General features: G+C 34.5%; 18 protein-coding genes and 1 pseudogene. 11 read left to right on the top strand and 8 right to left on the bottom strand.

What is annotated here, in order from left to right; translation table 11 throughout:
• Positions 1-1,389 carry a sodium:alanine symporter family protein gene (locus Q0948_RS02435; RefSeq protein ID WP_298347911.1) on the top strand — a complete coding sequence of 463 codons (1,389 nt, stop codon included), beginning with the start codon at positions 1-3 and terminating at the stop codon, positions 1,387-1,389.
• On the opposite strand, the gene Q0948_RS02430 is transcribed toward Q0948_RS02435, so the two are convergent.
• Together Q0948_RS02430 and Q0948_RS02425 are read right to left on the bottom strand one after the other, a co-directional pair.
• The gene (locus Q0948_RS02430) at positions 1,390-1,818 is read right to left on the bottom strand and encodes a cytochrome c oxidase assembly factor Coa1 family protein (protein WP_298347912.1); all 429 of its coding nucleotides are present in this window, start codon (positions 1,816-1,818) and stop codon (positions 1,390-1,392) included.
• Between the two features lie 63 nt (positions 1,819-1,881).
• Positions 1,882-3,510, bottom strand: a complete 1,629-nt coding sequence (locus Q0948_RS02425) for a carboxyl transferase domain-containing protein (RefSeq protein WP_035325179.1) — start codon at positions 3,508-3,510, stop codon at positions 1,882-1,884.
• A gap of 161 nt (positions 3,511-3,671) precedes the next feature.
• Here Q0948_RS02425 and Q0948_RS02420 point away from each other — a divergent pair, with 161 nt between their 5' ends.
• From Q0948_RS02420 to Q0948_RS02395, 6 genes and pseudogenes are all read left to right on the top strand, one after another.
• Positions 3,672-3,854 (top strand): CAL67264 family membrane protein, encoded by a 183-nt coding sequence (locus Q0948_RS02420; protein ID WP_035334232.1) that lies wholly within the window; start codon positions 3,672-3,674, stop codon positions 3,852-3,854.
• Between the two features lie 9 nt (positions 3,855-3,863).
• Positions 3,864-5,171 carry a tRNA lysidine(34) synthetase TilS gene (gene tilS, locus Q0948_RS02415; protein WP_298347913.1) on the top strand — a complete coding sequence of 436 codons (1,308 nt, stop codon included), beginning with the start codon at positions 3,864-3,866 and terminating at the stop codon, positions 5,169-5,171.
• Positions 5,168-7,183 carry a thioredoxin family protein gene (locus Q0948_RS02410; RefSeq protein WP_298347914.1) on the top strand — a complete coding sequence of 672 codons (2,016 nt, stop codon included), beginning with the start codon at positions 5,168-5,170 and terminating at the stop codon, positions 7,181-7,183. The genes tilS and Q0948_RS02410 overlap by 4 nt, the downstream gene beginning before the upstream one ends.
• The gene (locus Q0948_RS02405) at positions 7,184-9,061 is read left to right on the top strand and encodes a CocE/NonD family hydrolase (RefSeq protein ID WP_298347915.1); all 1,878 of its coding nucleotides are present in this window, start codon (positions 7,184-7,186) and stop codon (positions 9,059-9,061) included.
• Between the two features lie 576 nt (positions 9,062-9,637).
• Positions 9,638-10,480: pseudogene (locus Q0948_RS02400) on the top strand (magnesium chelatase domain-containing protein); the annotation flags it as partial.
• Positions 10,481-10,533: 53 nt separating this feature from the next.
• A complete protein-coding gene (locus tag Q0948_RS02395) occupies positions 10,534-12,246 on the top strand; it encodes a recombinase family protein (RefSeq protein WP_298347916.1) in 1,713 nt (570 codons plus the stop codon).
• 41 nt (positions 12,247-12,287) lie between these two features.
• Here Q0948_RS02395 and Q0948_RS02390 read toward each other — a convergent pair whose 3' ends face one another.
• From Q0948_RS02390 to Q0948_RS02380, 3 genes are read right to left on the bottom strand one after another with little or no spacing between them, the layout of a single operon-like run.
• Positions 12,288-12,815 (bottom strand): YqiA/YcfP family alpha/beta fold hydrolase, encoded by a 528-nt coding sequence (locus Q0948_RS02390; protein ID WP_298347917.1) that lies wholly within the window; start codon positions 12,813-12,815, stop codon positions 12,288-12,290.
• A gap of 38 nt (positions 12,816-12,853) precedes the next feature.
• On the bottom strand, positions 12,854-15,514 hold the full coding sequence (locus Q0948_RS02385; protein ID WP_298347918.1) for a UvrD-helicase domain-containing protein: 2,661 nt from the start codon (positions 15,512-15,514) through the stop codon (positions 12,854-12,856).
• A gap of 1 nt (position 15,515) precedes the next feature.
• On the bottom strand, positions 15,516-16,121 hold the full coding sequence (locus Q0948_RS02380; protein WP_298347919.1) for a recombinase family protein: 606 nt from the start codon (positions 16,119-16,121) through the stop codon (positions 15,516-15,518).
• 401 nt (positions 16,122-16,522) lie between these two features.
• Here Q0948_RS02380 and Q0948_RS02375 point away from each other — a divergent pair, with 401 nt between their 5' ends.
• Positions 16,523-17,713 (top strand): hypothetical protein, encoded by a 1,191-nt coding sequence (locus tag Q0948_RS02375; protein ID WP_298347920.1) that lies wholly within the window; start codon positions 16,523-16,525, stop codon positions 17,711-17,713.
• Positions 17,714-17,717: 4 nt separating this feature from the next.
• On the top strand, positions 17,718-19,598 hold the full coding sequence (locus Q0948_RS02370; RefSeq protein ID WP_298347921.1) for a hypothetical protein: 1,881 nt from the start codon (positions 17,718-17,720) through the stop codon (positions 19,596-19,598).
• Positions 19,599-19,642: 44 nt separating this feature from the next.
• Here the strand turns inward: Q0948_RS02370 and Q0948_RS02365 are convergent, their stop codons facing one another.
• The 3 genes from Q0948_RS02365 to Q0948_RS02355 all read right to left on the bottom strand — a co-directional run bounded on the left by Q0948_RS02365 (position 19,643) and on the right by Q0948_RS02355 (position 21,218).
• Positions 19,643-19,906 carry a hypothetical protein gene (locus Q0948_RS02365; protein ID WP_298347922.1) on the bottom strand — a complete coding sequence of 88 codons (264 nt, stop codon included), beginning with the start codon at positions 19,904-19,906 and terminating at the stop codon, positions 19,643-19,645.
• A gap of 81 nt (positions 19,907-19,987) precedes the next feature.
• Entirely contained in the window at positions 19,988-20,758 is a 771-nt protein-coding gene (locus Q0948_RS02360) for a DUF6591 domain-containing protein (protein ID WP_298347923.1), read from the bottom strand.
• A gap of 67 nt (positions 20,759-20,825) precedes the next feature.
• A complete protein-coding gene (locus Q0948_RS02355) occupies positions 20,826-21,218 on the bottom strand; it encodes a lipocalin family protein (RefSeq protein ID WP_298347924.1) in 393 nt (130 codons plus the stop codon).
• 125 nt (positions 21,219-21,343) lie between these two features.
• On the opposite strand from Q0948_RS02355, the gene Q0948_RS02350 reads away from it, so the two are divergent.
• On the top strand, positions 21,344-21,604 hold the full coding sequence (locus tag Q0948_RS02350) for a helix-turn-helix transcriptional regulator (protein ID WP_298347925.1): 261 nt from the start codon (positions 21,344-21,346) through the stop codon (positions 21,602-21,604).
• Positions 21,601-23,757 (top strand): hypothetical protein, encoded by a 2,157-nt coding sequence (locus tag Q0948_RS02345; RefSeq protein ID WP_298347926.1) that lies wholly within the window; start codon positions 21,601-21,603, stop codon positions 23,755-23,757. Before Q0948_RS02350 ends, Q0948_RS02345 begins: the two co-directional genes overlap by 4 nt.
• Positions 23,758-23,854 lie beyond the last annotated feature (97 nt).

Raw genomic sequence — 23,854 nt, 5'->3', positions numbered from 1 at the left:
ATGCAAGCACAACCATCATTTTACGATCAGGCTAATGAACTTATAGCAGATTTTTCTAGCGCTATGTGGGGAATCCCGCTCGTGTGCTTACTTATAGGTGGCGGTCTGTTTTTGCTCATCTATTCGAGATTTTTGCCATTTAGATATCTAGGTCACGCTGTTGCAGTCTTGCGAGGAAAGTACGATGGAGAAAATGATGAAGGAGAGATTACACACTTTCAGGCGCTCACTACAGCGCTTAGTGCAACTGTAGGTATGGGTAACATCGCAGGTGTGGCAGTAGCGATTGCCATAGGAGGTCCAGGTGCTGTTTTCTGGATGTGGATGAGTGCTATTGTGGGTATGGCAACAAAGTTTTTTACAGGCTCACTTGCCATAATGTATAGAGGTAAAGATAGTGAGGGCAAAACACAGGGAGGACCTATGTATTTTATCACAGAAGGAATGGGTAAAGCTTGGAAACCGCTTGCCGTAATCTTCAGCATTGCGGGACTCGTGGGAGCATTGCCGGTTTTTAATGTAAACCAACTCACACAGGCGGTAAATGATATATTGCTCGTACCTCAGGGAGTTGAGGTGGGTTTTACCTCTAACTTGATTATCGGGCTTGTGCTTGTTGCTATCACATCAGTTGTCATACTAGGCGGACTCGATCGTATTTCTAAAACTGCGTCAAGACTAGTGCCTGCGATGGTCTTTATTTACTTTGTAGCAGTAATGGCTATACTCTTTGTAAACATAGATGTAGTTCCTAAATATCTGGGTCTCATATTTACAGATGCCTTCTCTGCCGATTTTTATACGGGAGATAAACTGCTGGGTGGCGTGGTAGGTGGATTGATTTTATTAGGTATAAAACGTGGAGCTTTTTCAAACGAGGCTGGTGTAGGTACGGCACCTATGGCGCACGGCGCTGCAAAAACTGTACAACCCATACGTGAAGGACTGGTGGCAATGCTGGGCCCTGCAATAGATACCATTGTCGTGTGTACACTTACTGCGCTTGCAATTTTGGTAACAGACGTGTGGCAAACGACAGATGCAAATGGAGTTACGCTTACGGCTTCCGCTTTCGCGAAAGCGTTATCACCCGCAGGTAAATACATATTATTATTGTGCATCGCCGTGTTTAGTATCTCATCGCTTTTCTCATATAGTTACTACGGGACCAAGTGCTTGAGTTTCCTTTTTGGAGCGCACAACAAGAAGTACTATAACATCGCTTACATCGCGAGTATTTTGATAGGAGCGACCACATCACTTAGTATGATGATTAACTTGATAGACGGATTTTTTGCCATAATGGCAATACCAACAATGATTGCAACCCTGTATCTCGCACCAAGAGTGATGAAGGAAGCGAGGAGGTATTTTAAGGAGTTGGGTTAATTATCGCAATACCTTAAAGGTGCGCTTTTCTGGTTTTTTAAGCCGAACATCTATAGAGTCGTGCTGCCATTTTTCCTCTGCAAGATGTGCATAAATATCAATCTTGCCTGAACCTTTGTTTCCTTTAAGAGGGACAGTAATGCGTATGGTTTTTGCTTTATCATCTATGAGAATATCACCATCTATAATATTGCCTATTTGTAACGGTGATCCAAAGTAGGTCGTTACCTCCTTATTCTTTTCTGCCTCTTCTCTAGCTTTCTCAATAAGTTCTGGATCTGCCATTGCAGTTCCCATTGCGTTTATAAAATCACCAGCAGCCATAATGAATAGTGTAAAACAAACAATGATAAGAGTGGTGGGCACAAACCACTTCCAGTTGCGATGTAGCCAAGGCTTTTTTGTAATGAGTTCGTTGTTATAAGGCATAAAAAAAGGTTGTTCGTTTATAGAGTAAACGAACAACCTTCATATCTGTTACAGCTATTGTGATTACACTTGGATCACCCCAAGATTAAAAGGCTTCTCGATAGGAGCGTGGTCTGCGGCTTCGATACCCATTGATATCCACTTACGCGTGTCTCGTGGGTCTATAATGCCATCTGTCCAGATTCTTGATGCTGCGTAGTATGGTGATACTTGATCATCATAACGAGACTTAATACGGTCAAAAAGTTCTTTTTCTACCTCTGGTGTAATTTCTTTCCCTTGCTTTTTAAGAGATGCAGTTTCTATTTGTAGTAATACTTTTGCAGCACTATTACCAGACATTACCGCAAGCTCTGCACTAGGCCAGGCTACTATGAGTCTTGGGTCGTAAGCTTTACCACACATTGCGTAGTTTCCTGCTCCATAAGAATTTCCTATAACAATAGTAAACTTAGGCACGACCGAGTTTGAAACAGCATTTACCATTTTTGCTCCGTCTTTTATAATACCACCGTGCTCACTTTTACTACCTACCATAAAGCCAGTTACATCTTGCAAGAATACAAGCGGTATTTTTTTCTGGTTACAGTTGGCTATAAAGCGCGTCGCCTTATCTGCACTATCGGAGTAAATCACTCCTCCAAACTGCATTTCGCCTTTTTTAGTTTTTACAAGCTTGCGCTGGTTTGCAACGATACCTACTGCCCATCCATTAATGCGAGCATAACCCGTAAGTATAGATTGCCCGTAGCCTTCCTTGTATTCGTCAAACTCAGAGTTGTCTACCAGTCTGTCTATAATGTCTCGCATATCATATTGATCTGCACGAGAGGCAGGAAGGATGCCAAAAAGTTCTTCTGGATCTTTTGCAGGCTTTGCAGGTTCAATACGGTTATAACCTGCTTTTGTATAATCGCCTATTTTTCCCATCAATTTTTTAATGGTATCAAGAGCGTCCTTGTCATCTTTAGATTTATAATCTGTCACACCAGAAATCTCACAGTGTGTAGTGGCTCCTCCTAGTGTCTCATTATCTATAGATTCACCTATTGCTGCTTTTACAAGGTAGCTTCCCGCAAGAAAAATACTTCCCGTTTTATCTACTATAAGCGCTTCATCACTCATAATAGGTAAGTATGCACCACCAGCAACACAACTTCCCATTACTGCAGAAATCTGTGTGATACCCATACTACTCATCACCGCATTGTTACGGAAGATGCGTCCAAAGTGCTCCTTATCTGGAAAAATCTCATCTTGCATAGGGAGATAAACACCTGCACTATCTACTAGGTAGATAATAGGGAGTTTATTTTCCATAGCGATTTCTTGTGCTCTTAGGTTTTTCTTTCCTGTGATAGGGAACCAGGCTCCAGCCTTAACAGTAGCATCGTTAGCAACGATGAGACATTGCTTGCCAGATACGTATCCTATTTTTACAACCACACCACCAGAAGGGCATCCGCCGTGTTCTTCATACATCCCTTCTCCAGCAAAAGCGGCAATCTCAATACACTTTTTTGGGTTGTCTACTAGGTAATCTATGCGCTCTCGGGCAGTCATTTTACCCTTAGCTTTATGTTTATCTATACGTTTTTGCCCACCACCTAGTTTTACTTCGGCAAGGCGGTTTCTCATCTCTGATAAGAGTAGCTTATTATGATCTTCGTTTTTATTGAATTTTAAATCCATAAAATGTGTGTGTGCTTGAATGTTTTTCTGTCTATAAAGGTAAGTATTGTAGCACAAGCTTGAAATGAGAATTGTAAAAATTACCGACTACCCAAATTCCAATAAATAACCGATATTTGTAGCTTGTCTTATTACATAAGATTTTCCCTAAAAATAAAACTATGGGTATGAATAAAAATACCGTTTTGGCGTGGGCCACTTTTATAATGATTTTAGTAGGTTTAGGACTTATTGCTCTAGGCGTTTTTAAATATACCGATGTTGCCGGATGGGGCTTTGCCTCTGTAGGTGTTGGATTCTTTGCCATTGCTTGGGTATTTAATGCCCTTAAGGGTCGTGTATAATGTGTGAGGATGCTTGAGGATTTTAAGCACCATATCGCAAAAGATTTACCATTTCTTCTTGATAGTAAGATCCTCGTCACAGTAAGTGGTGGGCTTGATAGTATGCTCTTATTGTTACTGTGTCGTCAGGCAGGCCTTACGATACGTGTAGCACACTGCAATTTTAATTTAAGAGGAGTAGAGAGTGATGGTGATCAGGCTTTTGTAGAAAGCTATTGCAAGCTTCATAACATTCCTATTTACATAAAGAGTTTTGATACTTCAGCTTACGCGAAAATTGAAAAAACATCAACCCAGATCGCCGCAAGAGAGCTGCGTTATCAGTGGTTTAAAGAACTTTCGGCTACCGAAGGTTTGGATTATATCTTAACTGCCCATCATCTCAATGATGAGTTAGAAACGTTTCTCATAAACTTAGGTCGCGGTACGGGTGTTAAAGGTCTTACTGGCATCCCAGAAATAAACGGACGGGTTGTGAGACCACTGTTGCCTTTTTCGCGAAAGCGTATAAAAGAATATGCATTACAAGAAAAAATAGCGTGGCGTGAGGATAGCAGTAATGCAACAGATAACTACGTACGCAACCACTTGAGGCATCACGCGATACCGAGTATGGTGGCAGCGCAACCAGCTACTTTGCAGGGTTTACAGACCACGCAGCAACATTTACATCAAACAGATAAGTTACTAGCAATCTACACAGCGTCTTTAAGGAAGGCGTATGTGGCAACACGAGATGGGCTACAAGTAATAGACGTACCAGCGCTAAAGAAACACGAGGAGCCACAGGCGGTTTTATACCAGTTACTACAGCCTTATAACTTTACAGCGTGGAGTGATGTTTATGAGCTGCTTGATGCACAATCTGGCAAGCAAATATTTTCTGAAACGCATCGTTTAGTAAAAGATAGAGACGTGCTATTACTTACAGAAAATGCCGTTGCACAACCTACAACTTATACCTGGGAATCTGGTGTAAGTATGATGGAAGGTGACTTTGGTAAATTAAGGCTTGAGACGAGCGATACTTTTAAGAGCACCTCAAGAAAGGAGATAGTGGTAGATGCGACAAAGTTGACATTTCCGCTTACGATAAGAAAGTGGGAAGAAGGTGATTTTTTCTATCCTTTTGGGATGAAAGGAAAAAAGAAGTTGAGTAAGTATTTAAAAGATGAAAAGGTATCTTTGATAGCAAAGGAGCACGTGTGGCTGCTTTGTAATGGTAAAGATATTGTGTGGGTGATAGGTCACAGAGCAGATGACCGTTTTAAGGTAGCTGATGACACACAAAAAATGATAAAATTTACAACTATATGACGCGTAAAGCATTCATAATATTAAGTTCGTTTATAGTACTTATGGCGACTGCTGTAAGTGCACAAGATTTTAGTTTTGGCATTTCTGAAGTTACTGTAGATCCAGTACAATGGGCTGGAAGCGTAGAGAAAAAATCGGACACAGAATATATTTTAAACTACGAGGCCACCATAGAAGAGGGATGGTATATTTATGCTCAAAAATCGCCAGCTGGTATTCCGTTTAATTTTGAGTTTTTACAAAAGGACGCAGGAGTTACTCGTGAGAAGTTTGCACAAGAGAGTGAGACAAAGACAGACTTTGATGAGATTTTTGAAGAAGATGTCATAAAGTATGTAGGGCAGAACCCTGTGCTCTCTATGCCTATTACACTTACAGATAAGAGTATAACCATTGTCAAGTCGGTTATAAACTATCAGGTTTGTAAAGAGGTGTGTATTCCTCAAGACTTTTACATTGCTCACAACTTAAAAACTGGAAAGGCAAAAGTCTTTACAGATTATAATGAGTTTGAAAAATATGGTGCTACTCCAGCACAAAAGGATAAAGGCGATAGCGATGATGATTATGAAGAGGATGAAAGCACAAGCAACAAAGGGCTGTGGACGGTCTTTTTCTTATCATTTTTAGGAGGTCTTGCAGCATTATTTACACCTTGTGTATTCCCTATGATCCCTATGACGGTGAGTTACTTTACAAAACAAAGTAAGTCTAGAGCAGCTGGTATACGTAACGCGATTATTTACGGTATCTCTATCATTATTATATATGTGGTTATAGGTCTTACGGTCACGGCAATTTTTGGCGCGACTGCAATTGTTGAGGTGTCTACAAGTGTCACTTTTAATTTAGTATTCTTTGTATTACTTGTAGTGTTTGCTATTTCATTTTTTGGAGCATTTGAGATTATGCTTCCTCAAAAATGGGCAAATAAGATAGATCGTAAAGCAGATAGAGGAGGTTACCTAGGTATCTTTTTTATGGCGCTTGCACTTGCTATTGTTTCTTTTAGCTGTACGGGACCTATAGTAGGTGTCGCTTTAGTGCAGTCTATAACAGAGGGTGGTATCACACCTATCATAAGTATGCTAGGTTTCTCTAGTGCGATTGCCTTGCCATTTGCACTATTTGCAATGTTTCCAGGATGGTTAAATAGTTTGCCAAAATCTGGCGGATGGCTCAACACAGTAAAGGTAGTTCTAGGATTTTTAGAACTAGGGCTAGCACTCAAATTCTTATCAAATGCAGATCTTGTAGTAGATGGTAATTACTTGCCTAGAGAAGTATTTTTAGTACTCTTAATTGCGATAATGATAGGCCTTGCCTTGTACTTATTTGGAAAAATTAAACTAGCACACGATACAGAAGTAAAACATATCTCGGTAGGTCGCTTGCTACTAGGTATACTCACAACGGCATTTATTCTTTATCTCATACCAGGTGTTTGGGGTGCTCCACTTAAACTTATAAGCGGCTTCCCGCCACCTATGAATTATAGCGAGTCACCTTACGGTATAGGAGGACAAAACACACTGTCTAACTCGTCTGAGGAGTTTCCGGATAATGCAGAGATAGGTCCTCACGGATTATTATCCTTTACAGATTATGAAGCAGGTATGGCTTATGCGCGTCAAGAAAATAAACCTGTTTTACTTGACTTTACAGGTAAGGCGTGTGTAAATTGTCGTCGTATGGAGGAGCTGGTGTGGTCTAAGCCTGAGGTGCTTAACTTACTAAAGAACGATGTTGTACTTATCTCTCTCTATGGAGACTCACAAGAGGAGTTACCAGAAGAAGAGCAAGGCGTGAGTGCTTCTGGCCGTCGTATTAAAACGGTAGGTAATAAGTGGAGCAACTTCCAGATAGAGCGTTATAACATTGTTGCGGCGCCTTATTACGTAATGCTAGATCACGACGAAACACTCCTAAATAAACCTGTTGGGTACACACCTAATGCAAAAAAATATGAAAAGTGGCTGGAGAAAGCCATCATAACTTTTAACAATCAATAAATGAATAACATCTTCAAACTACTTTGTGTAGTATGCTTTTTTGCTTTCGCGAAAGCGTCATCTGCACAATCACGAGAAACAATCTTAGACACTACTTATCAGGTTTCTGAGCATTATAATAAACAAGAAGTACGCATCAAAATGAGAGATGGCGTACATCTTCATACTACTATTTACTCGCCAAAGGATACCTCAAAAACGTATCCTATTTTAATGCAGCGCACGCCTTATAGCTCTAAACCTTATGGAGAAGGAAAGATGCGCACAGCGATAGCACCTAATGCTTATTTAATGCAAGAGGGTAATATTATCGTATATCAAGATGTACGTGGTCGCTGGATGAGTGAGGGTAAGTATGATAATATGCGCGCTTTTATACCTAATAAAACAGGTACTCAGGTAGACGAGGCAAGTGATACTTATGATACTATAGAGTGGCTTGTTAATAATGTAGAAAATAATAATGGTAATGTAGGTACTTGGGGAATTTCTTACCCAGGTTTTTATGCAACCTACTCGCTCTTGAGTGGACACCCTGCGCTTAAAGCAGCCTCACCACAAGCGTGTATAGGTGATTTCTTTTTTGATGACTTTCACCATAACGGAGCTTACTTGTTAAGTTACTGGAGAGCTACGGCGGTTTTTGGATATCAGAAGGATGCACCTACTACAGAGTCTTGGTATGATTTTCCAGATTTAGATAGTGATGACCAGTTTGACTTTTTCTTAAAAACAGGTCCTTTATCAAACTTAGATAAATATTATGATGAAACTAATGAGTTCTGGACGCAATTAAAAGAGCACCCTAACTATGATGAATTCTGGCAATCTAGAGGGCTTATACAGCACCTAGAAAATATAGAGCCAGCCGTAATGGTTGTAGGAGGACTATATGATGCCGAAGATTTATACGGACCTTGGGAGACGTACAAAAACATCGAGAAACGCAGTAATAATTACAATACGGTTGTTTTTGGACCTTGGAGTCACGGAGACTGGGCACGTAACAAAAAGAGACAGGCTGTAGGTAATGTTTATTTTGGCGATAATATTTCAGACTATTTTCAAAGAGATATTGAGACAAAATTCTTTAATCACTTCTTAAAAGGAGGTGATAAAGGTGGAGCAACAGGATTACCAGAAGCACACGTTTTTGACTCAGGAAGTAAAGAGTGGAACTCCTTTGAGCAATGGCCACCTAAAAAATCAATGAAAGCTTCTTTCTTTTTAGGAAAAGACAATGCTCTTACGGGAAGTCCTTCTACAAAATATGATGCAGAAAAGTTTGTAAGTGATCCAGCAAACCCTGTACCATATGCAGAGGGTAAAAAGATGGTATTTACACCACGTAAATATATGTCTGACGATCAGAGATTTGCTGCGGCTCGTGAGGATGTACTTGTTTATGAAACGCCTGTGCTAGAAGATGATCTTACTCTTGTAGGTGATATAATGGCAAAGCTTAATGTAGCAACCACCGGAACATCTGCAGACTGGATTGTAAAAATTATAGATGTATATCCAGATGATGTCCCTAACACTGAAGAAACAGAAGAAGGAGTAGAGATGGCTGGTTACCACCAGATGGTGCGTAGTGAGGTAATGCGTGGTCGTTTTAGAAAAAGTTTTGAGCGTCCTCAACCATTTGTAGCGGGAGAAAAAGATGAGGTTTTTGTTAAGTTACAAGATGTGCTTCATACTTTTAAAAAGGGACACAAGTTACAGGTGCAGATACAAAGTACTTGGTTTCCACTTATAGATTTGAATCCTCAGACGTATGTAGATAATATCTTTGAAGCAAAGGAAGAAGATTTTACTAAGCAAACACACTCAGTATTCCATAATTCTAAGATTGAGTTTAGTATTTTAATAGAGTAGTGCAGAGAATACGATAAAAAAAGGTCTGAGATATATTTTATCTCAGACCTTTTTTTTGTGACAACAATTTACTTGTAAAAAAAAGAAAAACACCCCTGCTAAGCAGGGATGCCTTTCACCCCTAAATTTATGATAGCTAAATAAATAGCTCCCAAACCTTAATGTCTTAAGGCGCGCCAAATATAACTTTGTTTTTTAAATAATGAGAGGATAAAAAGTTAATTTTTAACTTGTTAAAAAGAAAAACACCCTTGCAAAGCAAGGATGCCTTTCACCCCTAAATTTGTAAGTTCAAATCTTCATTGCGACTTTAATCTTAAAACAAATGAAATTCAAAACTTTTAAAACTTACCATAACAAATCGTAGTTTTATTTGATAGTAAAGTTAATATGCCATTAGTTTTTACAGTAGGGGTGTTTGCCCCTATATAGGATTTTAACAGGTGTAATCATTAACATAATGAGTGTGCGTTACCTTTTACTCCTATGTATTGTAACAAATGTTATTATGGTGATGACGAAATAGTGCTTTAAGCTTTCAATCTACTTTCCTATATTTAAGCAAATTATAAGCTAATGCTCACAAAAGTTTATGGAAGCGCCGTTTTTGGCGTGGATGCTACAACTATAACAATCGAGGTAAATGTAGATAAAGGTGTAGGATACCATCTAGTAGGACTTCCGGATAATGCTATAAAAGAAAGTAGCTATCGTATTGCCGCAGCACTTCAAAATAACGGCTATAAAATACCAGGTAAAAAACTTATTCTTAATATGTCACCGGCAGACCTCCGCAAAGAAGGATCTGCTTATGATTTATCACTTGCGATAGGCATTCTCATTGCTACAGAGCAAATAAAGGGTGATGAAGTAGATAAGTATGTGATAATGGGAGAGCTCTCACTAGATGGTGGCTTGCAACCTATAAAAGGAGCATTACCTATTGCAATAAAAGCCCGTGAAGAAGGCTTTAAAGGTTTTATACTACCAGCACAAAATGCAAAAGAAGCAGCTATAGTAGATGGTCTTGAGGTATATGGTGTAGAGAATATAAGTGAAGTGATACAATTTTTTGATAAAGATGTACCCCTTGAAGCAACCGTAATAGATACTCGAGCTGAGTTTTATAAAAGTCTAGAGCATCCAGAATTTGACTTTGCAGATGTAAAAGGCCAGGAGTCTATAAAACGTTGTATGGAAATAGCTGCCGCTGGCGGTCATAATATTATTCTTATAGGCCCTCCAGGGTCTGGTAAAACAATGTTGAGTAAGCGATTACCTAGTATATTACCACCTATGTCATTGCGTGAAGCGCTAGAGACTACAAAAATACATTCGGTAGTAGGTAGGGTAAAAGATAATCAAGGTTTAATGAGCGAGCGACCCTTTAGAAGTCCGCATCATACTATATCAGATGTGGTTTTGTAGTTATGTGTGGGTAGATTAGATTTAGTACTTTTGTTAAAAAAGTAATGTTAGCTATATATACCAGACTATCACGAGAAGATGATTCTTCATCAAGTATCAAAAACCAAATGAGAGAGGGGAAAACATTCGCCCAAAAAAACGGTTTTAAAGAGTTTGAGTTTTATAACGAAGGTGAAGGTGTTAGTGGAACGTCAGAACTAACTGAACGTGAAGAGTTAGGTAGGTTAATTCAAGATATACTAGATAATAAGGTCTCATCAATTTGGATGAGAAATCAAAATCGCCTAGAACGTAATACATCCTCTTTCCTACTTTTCGTTGATATAGTAGTGAAAAATCATGTTATTGTCTACTACGGTGATAAAAGAGTTGATTACGAAGACCCAAATTCTGAATTTCAAAGCCTTCTTTTCTCTGTTATAAATCAATATCAGGCAAAACTTCAAGGAGCGCAGACTAAGAAAGCATTAAGAGATAGTGCAAGAGAGGGACGTGTATGGGGGATTATCCCTTATGCATATGAGATTATCGATAATAAACCACAGGTCAATGAAAAAGAGGCTATTATCGTCAGAAGAATTTATGATGAATATCTTCAAGGCAAAGGAGCGCAAGCTATTGCAAATGGTTTGAATAGAGACGGAATCACTACGAAATACCATAAATACGGCGACAAGTCTAAGAAACTGAAAAACAAATACACGAAAAAAATCACATATAAACCTTATAAGGATATAGTGTGGAGCGACCGTACTGTCTTGCTAATACTTAAAAATAAATGGTATATCGGTGAGCGAATCTATGCTGGTGAAAGTTTCTCCGTTGAGCCCATTTTAAAATATGAGATTTTTGACAAAGTTCAAAAGTCATTGAAAGAGAAGCGAGGAACAAGGGCGAATACATCAAAATATAGATATCTACTTAAAGGACTTATTAGGTGCAGTAAATGTGGTCGCAACTATTACGGAAGAATCAATAAATCATCTAAAGATTATATATACATATGTTCTAGTACACGCACAGCAGCAACTAAGTGTGGTAATGCAGGGATTAATATTACAATGTTGGAAAATTTCATTATACAACACTTATTTGTTTATACAGATTTAAGAAAAGCACTTAAAAATATTGATGAAAAATCTGACTATTATAAAGAAATATCATTTAAATTAGAAAAGGTAAACAAAGACTTAGCCGAAGTAGAAAGAGTTATTAGGGTTAATACTAAATTGATGTTTGGTGAGTTTGCTGGCGATGAAGATTTTAAAAGAGAATATAAATCGAAGAAATCGTTACAATTAAGATTAATAGGAGAAAAGAAAACACTTACTTCGGTTCTAAAGGATATTGAGAAAAAGCAGGGGGTAAAAATTTATGATGAAGTAGGAAAAAAATTAAATAACAAAACAGATTTCTTGTCTCTTGAAAAAGCAATTCGAGAATTAATTCAAGAAATCAAAATTAATAGTTACAAGAGCAATGTAATAGAAGTGGGAGATAATGAAGATATTGTAGTATTCGAGATTAATATAGAATATAAAAACTTGAATATAAATAACTCTGATAAAATGACTTGGGTATCTAAACGCCCCAACCTTATATGGTCAAGAGTATTTCAAACTGCAAATTTTACAAATACCGAAACAAATAAAGCGATTGACGGATATCTATTTAATAAAGCAATTACTGAAAACAACATTATGAATAAGTTTAACGATATCATGCTTATTCATAGTAATCTACTTAAATTCAATTAAAAGTAATTATAATAAGTTATTTCAATTCTTATTCAAACAACTTAACCATTAAAATCAACACTTCTAATATATAATTCAAATTCTCTATCATTATTTTTTTCTAAAGCATTAAAGTGCTTAGAAAACGTACTAAATGGAGTACGATGCCCATTTGATTCATAAGTATACTCGAAGTTGGATTTAGCATCTTTTAGATGCTCTAGTGTTTCCGATGGAATAACAACTATATCATCTCTACCAAATATTACGGTATGAAGAATAGAGTGATTAACAAAACTAATTACTGATGGTTTTTTTATTTTGTTTGCAGCTAGTGAAGGATTAAATAATAAACTTGGGATATCATACTGATTAGATAATGACCAAGCTAAAAATCCCCCCATACTACTCCCAATAATTAAATCAAAATCAGACTTAATACATAACTCTTGAAGCATTTGATATATTTTATCAGATTCTTTCTTGTAGTCTAGCAGGGGACTTGTCACTTTATGTCCGATATCCTTTAACCACTCAACTTTTACCGAGGTCGGCTTGCTCATCAAGCCATGTAAGTATAGTATTCTCATTTACAATATAAAATTACATTTTTAAGTAAGATAATCATTTAAAGCCATACTTTGTATGTGCAATTATATGCTGCATAGTTTGAACAACTCTTGAAAGCCCAAGGTTTATTAGTGTTAGATATTCCTCTTTTAGTTGTTAAATCACCAGTTTTACATCTTGGACATTTGTAACCTGTTCCTTCATTTATTTCATTATTAAGTTCAATTATAAATTTTGATGTGAAATTTGCATTGCTAATACAAACTGTTTTTTCTTTAGCTCTGCTCAGTGCGACGTAAAATAATCTTCTTTCCTCGCTATTTGGATATGATTCTGAGTTACCTAAAATAAGATTTAAAACAGGGTCATCCATCATTTCACTGGGGAATCCTATTTTGCCTGAATTACAGTTAAGAATAAATACAAAATCTGCTTCCAATCCTTTAGAACGATGAACACTAAAGAAACTTAATTTAATAGTTAAAGTATCATTGTATTTGAATTCAAGCTCCTCTTGACCAGTAGATTTAAAATTACTAGAATCACTAACATCAATTCTATTTATGTCAAAATTATACCTTCCGAGTATGTAGAATGATTTCTTTTTAAGTATACCAATAATGTCAGATTGTGAAAGACCTATATTTTCACCTTTAGCTAAGGCTTCTTCTACAATATCTTTTATAGCTTCTTCAAGCGCTTTTGTATCATCATTAACAACTTCCTGACTATAATAGATTTTGATGTTTGTTTGAATATCAAGCTTAGTTTTTAAATCTTTTCTAATTTGTGAAGGATTACTCATTACAAAATCACTAGAAATATCAATGAGTGGCTGACCAAAGCGATATGTTGTTTCAATTTTTGAAGTGTAAGTAAACCCAAAATAATCTTCGAAATTATTAAACAATTTTATATCGCTCCCTGTAAAACGAAATATAGATTGCCAATCATCTCCAACTGCAAAAACTTTATTAGTATTTGTTTGTTCTTTTAATGCCTTTAATAAATTGTACCGACTGAACGATATATCTTGAAATTCATCTACTATTAGGTATTTAAAATTTGATTTATAAGCACCAGAAACTACATAATCGGTAGCCTTATTTATCATATCGTTGAAATCGATTTGTTCTCTTTGTTGTAACATTTTCTCATAAGCCCAAAGAATTGGATTAAATAGATTGATAAATAAAACTGTTCTAGTCTTATTAAACCCTGATAAAGATTCTACTTTAGACTTCAAATCTTCAAAGGTCAGATTGTTAGATTTATAAAGACTTAAAAACGTATTAAAAAGTCTTGTTAAACCTTTTACTTCATCAGAAGCAGTTTCGTTTATTAACGCCCATTTTTCTTCATTGGTTAATTCGTTAAGATGAAAACCATTATCATTAAGCTGTTTTTCTAGTGATTTATAAATTGTACCTTCTTTGAAGTTATAGCTATAAGTCTCTAGGCAAGTAGTTTTGTTTGATAAGTGTAAATCTCTTTTCCACTTAATTCCATTGTTGTAATTAATCTTAGCCTCTTCAAGATTAATAGTTTCGTTTGCAAAAAAAGGTGGAACATTACCGTCTTTATCAATAGCGTAGTGTTCTAAATATATTTTTTTATTGTTCTGATAAATTGTGAAATCAGGTGCGTACTGTCGGTAATCAGGTGTCCGTGTATTTATCTCATACTTCTGCTCATATTCATACTTTAATCCATTGAAAAGAAGAAAATTAGCAATCTTACATTCTTCTTGACTTTTCACAATCTCTCTTAGAATAGTTTCTCTACCATTCTTTACTATTATTTTCTTTTTATATGGTCTGTAGTTTTGGTCTTTTAAATGTTGGATGTGTTGTTCGAAATTTTCTGTTTGAAAATCATCTTTTTCAAGCCGCATAAAATCAGTAAAATATCTTATCGTTTTTTTTAAATATTCATCTTGTTTTAAAAATTCTTTGAACTTGTTTTCTATAAAGTATTGACTGCTCTGGTCGTAAATAGAAGGAGGGCTATGTTCTGCCTGCTTGATTATATCTAATCCTAATTTATGAAATGTACTTGCATTAATTCCTTTAAAATTAAGCTTTGAAACTAAGTCATTTGCACTTTTCTTAGTAAATGAAATCAAAAGTATTTCGTTGGGTAAAACGTTTAATCTTTCCGTTAGGTATTTCACTTTACCCATTATTGTTGTCGTTTTACCACAGCCTGCACCAGCTATAACAAGACTATTGTCTTCATCCCTGATTATAGCTTCCCTTTGTTGACCGTCTAGTGATTTCCCATTGTCTATATCACTTAACAAGGCTTTAGATGAGCTTAATTCTTTTTGCAAAAAATCATTATTAAATTGCTCTCTTATAGATTCTGAGTTTTTAGTAAAATGAATTAAATACTCTATATCTTTTTTCTGCTGTTCAGTAAGTTGTAAGTCTTTAAATTTAGTAGATAATATATTAGAGTTGGGATAAAATGGATTTGATAGTAACCATTGACTAAGTTTATTATTATCAAAGTAACTACCATCTCTCAATGTTATTAGTTCTTTAAACTGAGAGACTACCAAAGTGAGTTTTAAAATGTTTTTATCAAAAAGATTTTGTCTTATTTGTTTATCTTGTTTCTGTTTAAGTTCTTCTTCTTTTCTTTTTTTATTATTGTCAATAGCATTTTTTATTGCTACCGAAGCAACAATTACAGCTCCTCCTATTAAGTACCACATATTATACTAATTCAGGTTTTAAAAGTATTTTTTTTACTTTTTGAGCAGTACCGAGAGAACATTCTCCTAATTTTGCTGCACGTCTAAGTGATTCGCCATTCTCTAGCTCTTGTTTTACTTTCTTATATTTTTTAAGGAAATCTTCATCACTCATTGATGCTCCATGTAAACGTCCTTTATATTTTCCTTTTGATTTTGCAATTTCTATTCCTTGCCTCTGTCTTTGAAGCATATAGATACGTTCCATTTCAGAGACATTACCAAGTACACTAATAATCATCTTAAATATTGGATTAGATTCATTATCTACCAGTGAAAACATTCCTATATTTTCAACATATAGATTGACTTTTTTATTATTCAAAAATTCACAAACTGTCAATATATCTAGTATATTTCTACCTATCCTATCAATTGATGTAACATGTACTTCATCAATGTTACCTTTTTCTATTTCTCTAATTAGTTTTTTTGCTTCTTGTCTTTCGAAAAAAGAAATTACGCCACTTATTTTTTCGAGATATACTTTGTCGAACTCACTTTCATTCTTTTGTTGTCTTTGAGTATTTTGTTCTAAAGTTGATACTCTTATATATTTCACTTTCATAAAAGGTAATTTTTTTGCAATATAGTGTATATATTTAGGATGGCTAAAAAATACACTGTATATAAAGCTATTTAACTAATATAGGTGTGTCATTTTAGGGCATAGCCTAAAAGTGATAAACAGTCAATTCCATTAATTATTATAACCATCTAGGCACACCTAGTTTAATTTATTAATTAAGTAAAAACACTCGAAAACAACTATCTTAAATTGTCAGTACGGTATAAAATGAATTCGAAGAGACCTTTTCCTAAAATTAAGTGTAGAAGATTTTAAATATCAATCTTAAAAGTATAAATCCTGTGTTATTTTAATTTATGTAAGAAAGCTTAAAAACTACTATCTTAAATTATCATTACTGTATAATACTCTAAACCATATATAAGATATAGAAACTACTTATGAGAAGAAAAATAAATACTGGTGATACGGTAAATGGCTTACTGCTAGTCAAAGAAGTTCAGAGGATAAACCCAAAAGCTAGAAGAGGAAAGTTCGTTTGTAATTGTGGGAATGAGTTTGAAGCGGATTTAGATAATGTGAAAAGAGGACGAACTAAATCTTGTGGTTGTCTTAGAAGAAAATTGAATTCTACAAAAGCTGAATTGAATAAAAATAGCCCAAGGCTTTCTTGGACGTATGAAGAAATGTTGAAGCATCCAACATCTGAAACTTATAATCAATGGGTTAATGATGAACAAAGCTTTCATAAGTGGTCTACCGAAAATGCTTATGAGCAAAATAAAAAACTAATCCTTTTAGATGAATCAAGAGGGTTTGAACCAGACAACTGCAAATGGGTGGATATGTCAGAATACGAGATGGCAAATGGATTACATATAAGACTTCACGAAATCTTAAAATCTATTAAACTAAGGGTATACAACAGTGTAAGAGGACAAGCTTCAGTAATTAAAGTTGACAAAAAATGGGTTGAGGACGAGACTACCTTTTTTGACTGGTCAACGACAAATGGATATAAAAATGTTTTTTTTGAATTAAAGCGTTATAATAATAAAGGAGACTATGCACCTGAGAACTGTTATTGGATTAAGACAAAATCAACAAAAATGATTCCAACATACCAAAAAAAGCTTACCTACAGCAATCTTTTAAGTATCCGAGGCTCGAATTTATCGGTTAATGAACTTGCTCATAGGTTTAATATTTCTTTACAAAACGCATACGACATACTTAATTACAAAACTTGGAACACCAGGGAATCGCATGAAGATGAAGAGATACTTCAATTAGATAGAAATTACAGGGCTTTTCTTAAAGATTTGAAAGACAATTACAAGCCAAATAAGCTTATTAAAATTGGCAGATTAGCTAATGGTGATTTTATAAAAATGATTCTTAGTAATGAATGGGAATATGAAGGACACCATTACAATCTAAGTGTTGAAGAACTAAACATAGTGAAAGATAAGTTTGAAGAAATCCAACACACGGATAAATACAAAATAATAAATGGAAAAAAGATGAAGATAGCAAAATCAATAGTAAAGTCATTTCTGATAGTAGATAAAAATGATGAGATGTATAAAAGTTGGTGCGACTCTTTAAAGGGCAGTGAATTGGGATTTTAATATTATGAATAAAAACAAAACGAGTATTTTTTTGGAGTTGATATTTGAATCAAGTGAAAAAAGTAAAAAGCCATTATTGAGTTATATTCAAGAGTTTGATAGTAGTATCCCTATTTACCTCTATCAAGCAAATAACCTTGAACAAGTAGTAGAAAAGGAATACAAACATATCGACCATCTTTTTTTAGATAATCTAGCAGCTGTTAATGTTGTTTTTTTGATGAAATATCTATGGAAACTACGCTCAATAGATAAAAGTATGGACATCTCAGTACAAAAGATAATCGAGCTTTCATTATTGGAAGATGCAGACGATAAGCCTGACTGTAAAGTGTTTGAGGATTCTTACTTGCCTGACGTTGAAAAGCGAATCATAATGAGGCATAGAAAATTTGTTCATTGTAAAATCTTAGCAAGTCTAAACCCAATAGATTTGGAGTTTTACAGAAGGCTACAAGAGTGCATAACTAACTCTCAAATTGAACTTAAGGACTACTATACGCTTGATAATGAGAAGACATTGGTTAACCCATTTATCGATTATGAAAACAATAATATCGATTTAAAAGTAATATCATATGTAAATCATATCAAAGAAAAAAAGGATGCTAACAAGCGATTTTTGGACACTATTAAAGCACCAGAAGACGTCTATTTCGATGGGGAAAGACTTACATTTTTAGATAAAGACTCACCTGTTTCGATGATTTTTAATATCAATAGGAACAATAAAAAATATAATGTAGGAGGTCGTAAAGTTGAAAATCATCATGGGACTGAAATAATTGGAGGTATAGATGTAGAGCATCCATCCACCTTGACACTTTCATTTAATAGTAAACTCACGGGTGAAAAAATCAAAAAGAATGCATGGAATAGTTATGATTATAACTGGTCTAATGTACTGCATGATACTATTAAAGAATTAGGTAGTGCATCATCTCAAACAAACCGAAAGGAGCTTATAGATAAGCTTAAAAGAATTGAATTGATATTAGAGCTAAAAAATGGAAACTCAAAAAACAGTAAAAATCTTATTAAAAACATAAGAGAGCATAGCCTGAGAGTGGTGGGTATCGAATCTAGATATGATGAGCCTGTGGATAATTTGGTGAATTTAGCAACTGAGCTCATTACATCAACTGATAAAGGCATTATGGTTGTATTTGATACCTCCAATGGTTATATTAAAGTAGAAATATTTAAAAGCAAACTTAATAAAGTTAGAAAACTAGAAACTAGGGCAACATTTTATAATGAAAATAACGAAGCGGTGATGACCATTAGTCCATATTTTGAAGACACCATCACTGAGAAGGACAAAACTGATATTTTTGGACATAAATCTGGGACATTCAGAAAGAGTTTCAGCGGTTATAAAACATTCTTACGAGTTAATTTTTCAAGATTTTTTCAATATTCTACGCCGATTTTAGTTGATTATAATGGACATCTTGATTTTGATAGATTAAAATCATTAGAAATTGATATCAGTGAGTCTAATAGTGTTAGAAGTTCTGTTTTGTCCTCTCCACCAAATGTGGTTAATAATAAAATTGAAAATCTGTATTACGTTAATAACATATCTACTTATTTATTTTGGCTAAATAGAGTGATTGAGAACGGCAATCTACCCCCAATGGATTATCTGCGTAACGTAAATTTAATTTACACTAAAATGAAGTTTTTACAAAATCCAGATATCGAATTACAAGAAAACTACATGTCTGATGGTTTTGAGGAACTACAAGAAAGTTACGAGCAATTTTATAGATTCCCTTTCTTATGCTTCTTAATTGAGAAAGAAGAAGTAAATACAATTGATACGAGCGAATGGTTAATAATACCAAAATATTTAGAGTTCAATAAGATTTACAATAAATAAGGTCTCTATGTGATATTAATTCTTTCTATAAATATTAAGTGATTCTAAATCGTATTATTTGTGATAATAAACTTCTTATTAACATAAGGATTTAAAAGCATATGAAAAAAGACTTGACGGAATAAATTCTCTGACTCTAAATCAGCCCTATTTCGGATAAGGGTCAAAGCAGTGCCGTATGGAGCAAAAGCCTTTATTTCACCTGTTGGATAAGTTTTAAATACAATGTTTTTTCTCTTGGTGAATACCAGAGTGTATTTTAATTTATTACTTCCGTAATATGTTTTAAACTGATTTTTACTGCTCATACTTCCAAAAATAAGTAAGCCACTCTTTGTGAGAGTGGCTTGTAAATTAATTATTGCTTCAAATAATAGGCGAATTTCCGTCTATTGCATATCGTATAAAGCGTTAGTCATCTTCGTTTGAATAGCGGTCATTCTTTTCAATTGCTTTGGTGTTAAATCGTTACCAGCATCTTTAAGTTGTTCATTTAGCTTAGTTGCTTTCTGCATCATTGATGGGTATTCAGATAATGCATCTAAATCTCCCTTATTTGCTTTTTTCATAAGGACTACGTACTGGTCAACGTACTCTGAGTAAGTATCTAATGTCTTATCCCACTTATTAGAAGCTTTTGCTGTGCTAGTAGGACTTGTTACAGCCTTATTTGTTTGATTACTTTTGCTTTTTACTTTCTTTTGTTTTAGAGATGAAGATACAGAGAACGACTTAACTTTATTCGCATACTTTTCGGATTTATAATCTCCGAAGAAACCTTTAAAAGAAATAACTTCTTGACCTATACCGTTTTTTAATAGAGTTTTAATTTTTTCTTCTCCTTGATAATCTATTTTAAAGTCATTAACACCAGATAAAGGCATCCCATTTGCGTCGAGTAATGATGCTGTGAAGGTAATTTTCAATTTTTTTATATCATCTGGATACGGCTTTAAAGCATTTATCTTTACAGCCATTTTACCTCCGTTTCCATCGGCTATTTCATAATTACCATTTTCTATAGATATGAATTCTGTTAAGTCTCCTTTTACAGATGTTGATTGCGGTGAAACAATAGCATTATCAATCTTTTTCTCTTCACAAGAAGAGATGATAATACTTAAAATAATAACAGTTAGGATAAGTTTGATTTGGTTCATTTATTTTGGTTTAATTAATTTGAATTTAACATTTTGACTTTCAGCTGATAGTTGGCTAATTCTTTACTTATAGTTTAGTATAAATTTGTTCAATAACGCTACCTCCATCATTAAATGAAAATCTAAGCGTAGTGTCAGTCAACTCTATAAGCTCATATACTTCAGAATCATTTGTAAACTCTAGAGTGAATGAGGTGTCTGTTTCAGAGAATGTGCCACCTTCTATTCTTTCTTGACAGTTGTCTCCAAAGTCCCTCTCTGTAAATGTATTGTCATCATTAAACATATATTGTTCTCTCTCTCCATTACAGATAATTTGATTTTGACTTTGAACTCCATTAATCAGTACGTTTGATTCTTTCCAAGTACCAATGAACATACTCACATCACCTATATAGTCAGGGTTTATCATTTTTTCATCATCTGTTGTGCAAGATGATAGTATTGACATTATTGCCATAAATGGAAGTATTTTAATTTTTTTCATATTAAATGTTTGCAACAAAACTACTCGAATAAAAGGTTATAAACAACCTGTTATATTCAATTCGTTAAAAATAATGGATTGTTTGCACTTTGTGGAGTATGTCAAAACAAGTAAGCAAAAAAGAAATGCCCCAGATAGTAGGGCTTTTAGGAGAGCGTATAAGAAATCTTAGAAAAGAAAACAATATCACTATCGAGGAGATTGCGTTTAAAGCAGAAATTGATGCACAAAATCTAAGAAAATATGAGTTAGGTAAACAAGAGATGAAAGTGGGTATGTTGAAACGAATTGCCACTGCTTTCTCTATTACAACTTCTGAGCTTTTAAATTTTGATATCCTAAAAGAGAACGAAGAATGAGTTATAAGGATAACACATATATCTCGGGAGAAGGAATCTATTATAAAGGTGTTTTTAGAGATGTTAAGAGGTCTCCTGTGGTTTTGCAACCAGTTTATGAAGCCTTCACAAATGCTCTTGAATCCATCAAAATACGTCAAAGAGATGAACAATTTGATGGTGAAATCGAGATTCGTATATATCAAACCCAAACCACTGACCAGACTACATTATTTTCTAAATTACAAGTCTCGGATAATGGTATCGGCTTTAATGACGATGAGTTTAAAAGGTTCTCTACTTACAAGGATTTTACTAAGGGGTTCAAGAACTTAGGTTCAGGAAGAATTCAATATGCACATTATTTTGATAGCACAAAGTTCACTAGTAATTATTTGGAAAGTGATTCATTTAAAAAAAGAGAATTTTTACTTTCTAAAAAAGATGATTTTCTAAATAATGACTCTATTATATTCCACAAATATAACCGTGAGTCAGAGGACTCATTTTTTAGAACTACTGTTACTTTTGAAGGCTTACTGGATGATAATGTTATGGTTTATCACAGTCTCAGCGATATTGAGCTTAAAGCAAAACTTTTAAAAAGATACATTCAATATTTTTGCTTAAATAAAAACAGTCTCCCGAAGATTATCATTAAACAATTTTTGTTCAATGATTTGGAAAGCACTTCAACGATATCTGAATCTGACCTTCCATCAATAGATGACACTAAAGAGGTTGTTGTCGAATATTCTAAGATATCTGATGATGGGAAGCAACTGGTAAGTAGTGACAAAAAAGAAGTGTTTACATTAAACTCTTATAAACTTAATAAGTCCTTCTTAAATCATAACGAACTAAAATTAACTAGTAAAGACGAGATTGTTGAGAATTTTGACATTAACTTAGAAGTGCTTGCAAAAGAGGATAGTATTGATAATCATCATTTTCTATTTCTTGTATCAAGCAAGTATCTTGATGAAATCGATACTGATGAAAGAGGTAGTTTTAATATTCCCAACTATGATGAATTCATAAATGGAGCTAATCTTTTTTATCAAGATGAAGAGATTATTTTAGACTTGCTTGAAAACCAAATTAATGCTGGTATTTGGGAGTTATATCCACAAATAGAGGAAGTTCAAAAACAACATCATCAAGATTTAGAGTCACTTAAAGAAATGTTCTTACTTTCTGATGACCTTGCTGGTGAACTCAAAATTTCCATTAATGATAGTAGTAAGAAGATTTTAGAGAAGTTCTACATCGCAGAAGCTAAGAAGAAAGCTGAACTTGATTCGCACTTAAAAGCATCTATTGACAATCTTGATAAGTTAGACACTACTAGTGAAGATTACGATGAAGAGCTGGGGCAGCAAATAGATGAATTAGTGAAATCGATTCCGCAACAGAATAAAATCGAACTTACCCACTACATCGCTCGTAGGAAGTTGGTACTAGAACTTTTCACTAGAATATTAGGTAAGAAGCTATTAGTACAACAAGGAGATGTCAGGAATAAGGATGAAGCCTTGTTACACAACCTGATGTTTAAGCAAGGGAGCGAGGATACAAATTCCAGTGACCTTTGGATAATCAATGAAGATTTTATTCATTTTAATGGAGTATCTGAAAGTAAAATCTCTGATGTTCGATTGAATGGAAAAAACATAATCAGAAAAGATTTGAGTGATGCCGAGCAGGGTTTCATTACATCATTAGGTGAAAATCGACTTGGAAAGAAACCAGATATTTTACTATTTCCACAAGAACAGAAATGTGTGATATTAGAATTTAAAAATCCAGATGTAAGTGTAGCTAAACATCTAACACAGATAAATAACTACGCTACGTTACTTAGGAATTTTTCTATACCTGAGTTACAACTCACAACATTCTACGGCTATTTGATAGGTGAAAAAATAGCGCCGAATGATGTACGAGCGCACGATGCAGATTTTAAGAATGCTCATAATTTTGATTATCTATTCAGACCTTCAAAAACTGTAGCAGGAATTTACTCTAATGAAGGAAAGGATGGCTCTTTGTATACAGAGGTGATTAAATACTCAACCTTACTTAAAAGAGCAAAAATTAGGAATAAAATATTTGTGGATAAGCTTAATCTGGGGGATTACAATACTGATGTAGAATCTGATTTACCTTTCTAATTTCATAACTATTTACCGCTCCACCAGTCTTTGTTATTTTCCTTAAAAATTTGTTACTAAATCCTATTTATGTCTTAGAGTATAATACCGTAATGAT

It is taken from the genome of uncultured Dokdonia sp., assembly GCF_947496725.1.
Lineage (GTDB): Bacteria > Bacteroidota > Bacteroidia > Flavobacteriales > Flavobacteriaceae > Dokdonia.
This window is presented reverse-complemented; position numbering and strand designations above follow the sequence as displayed.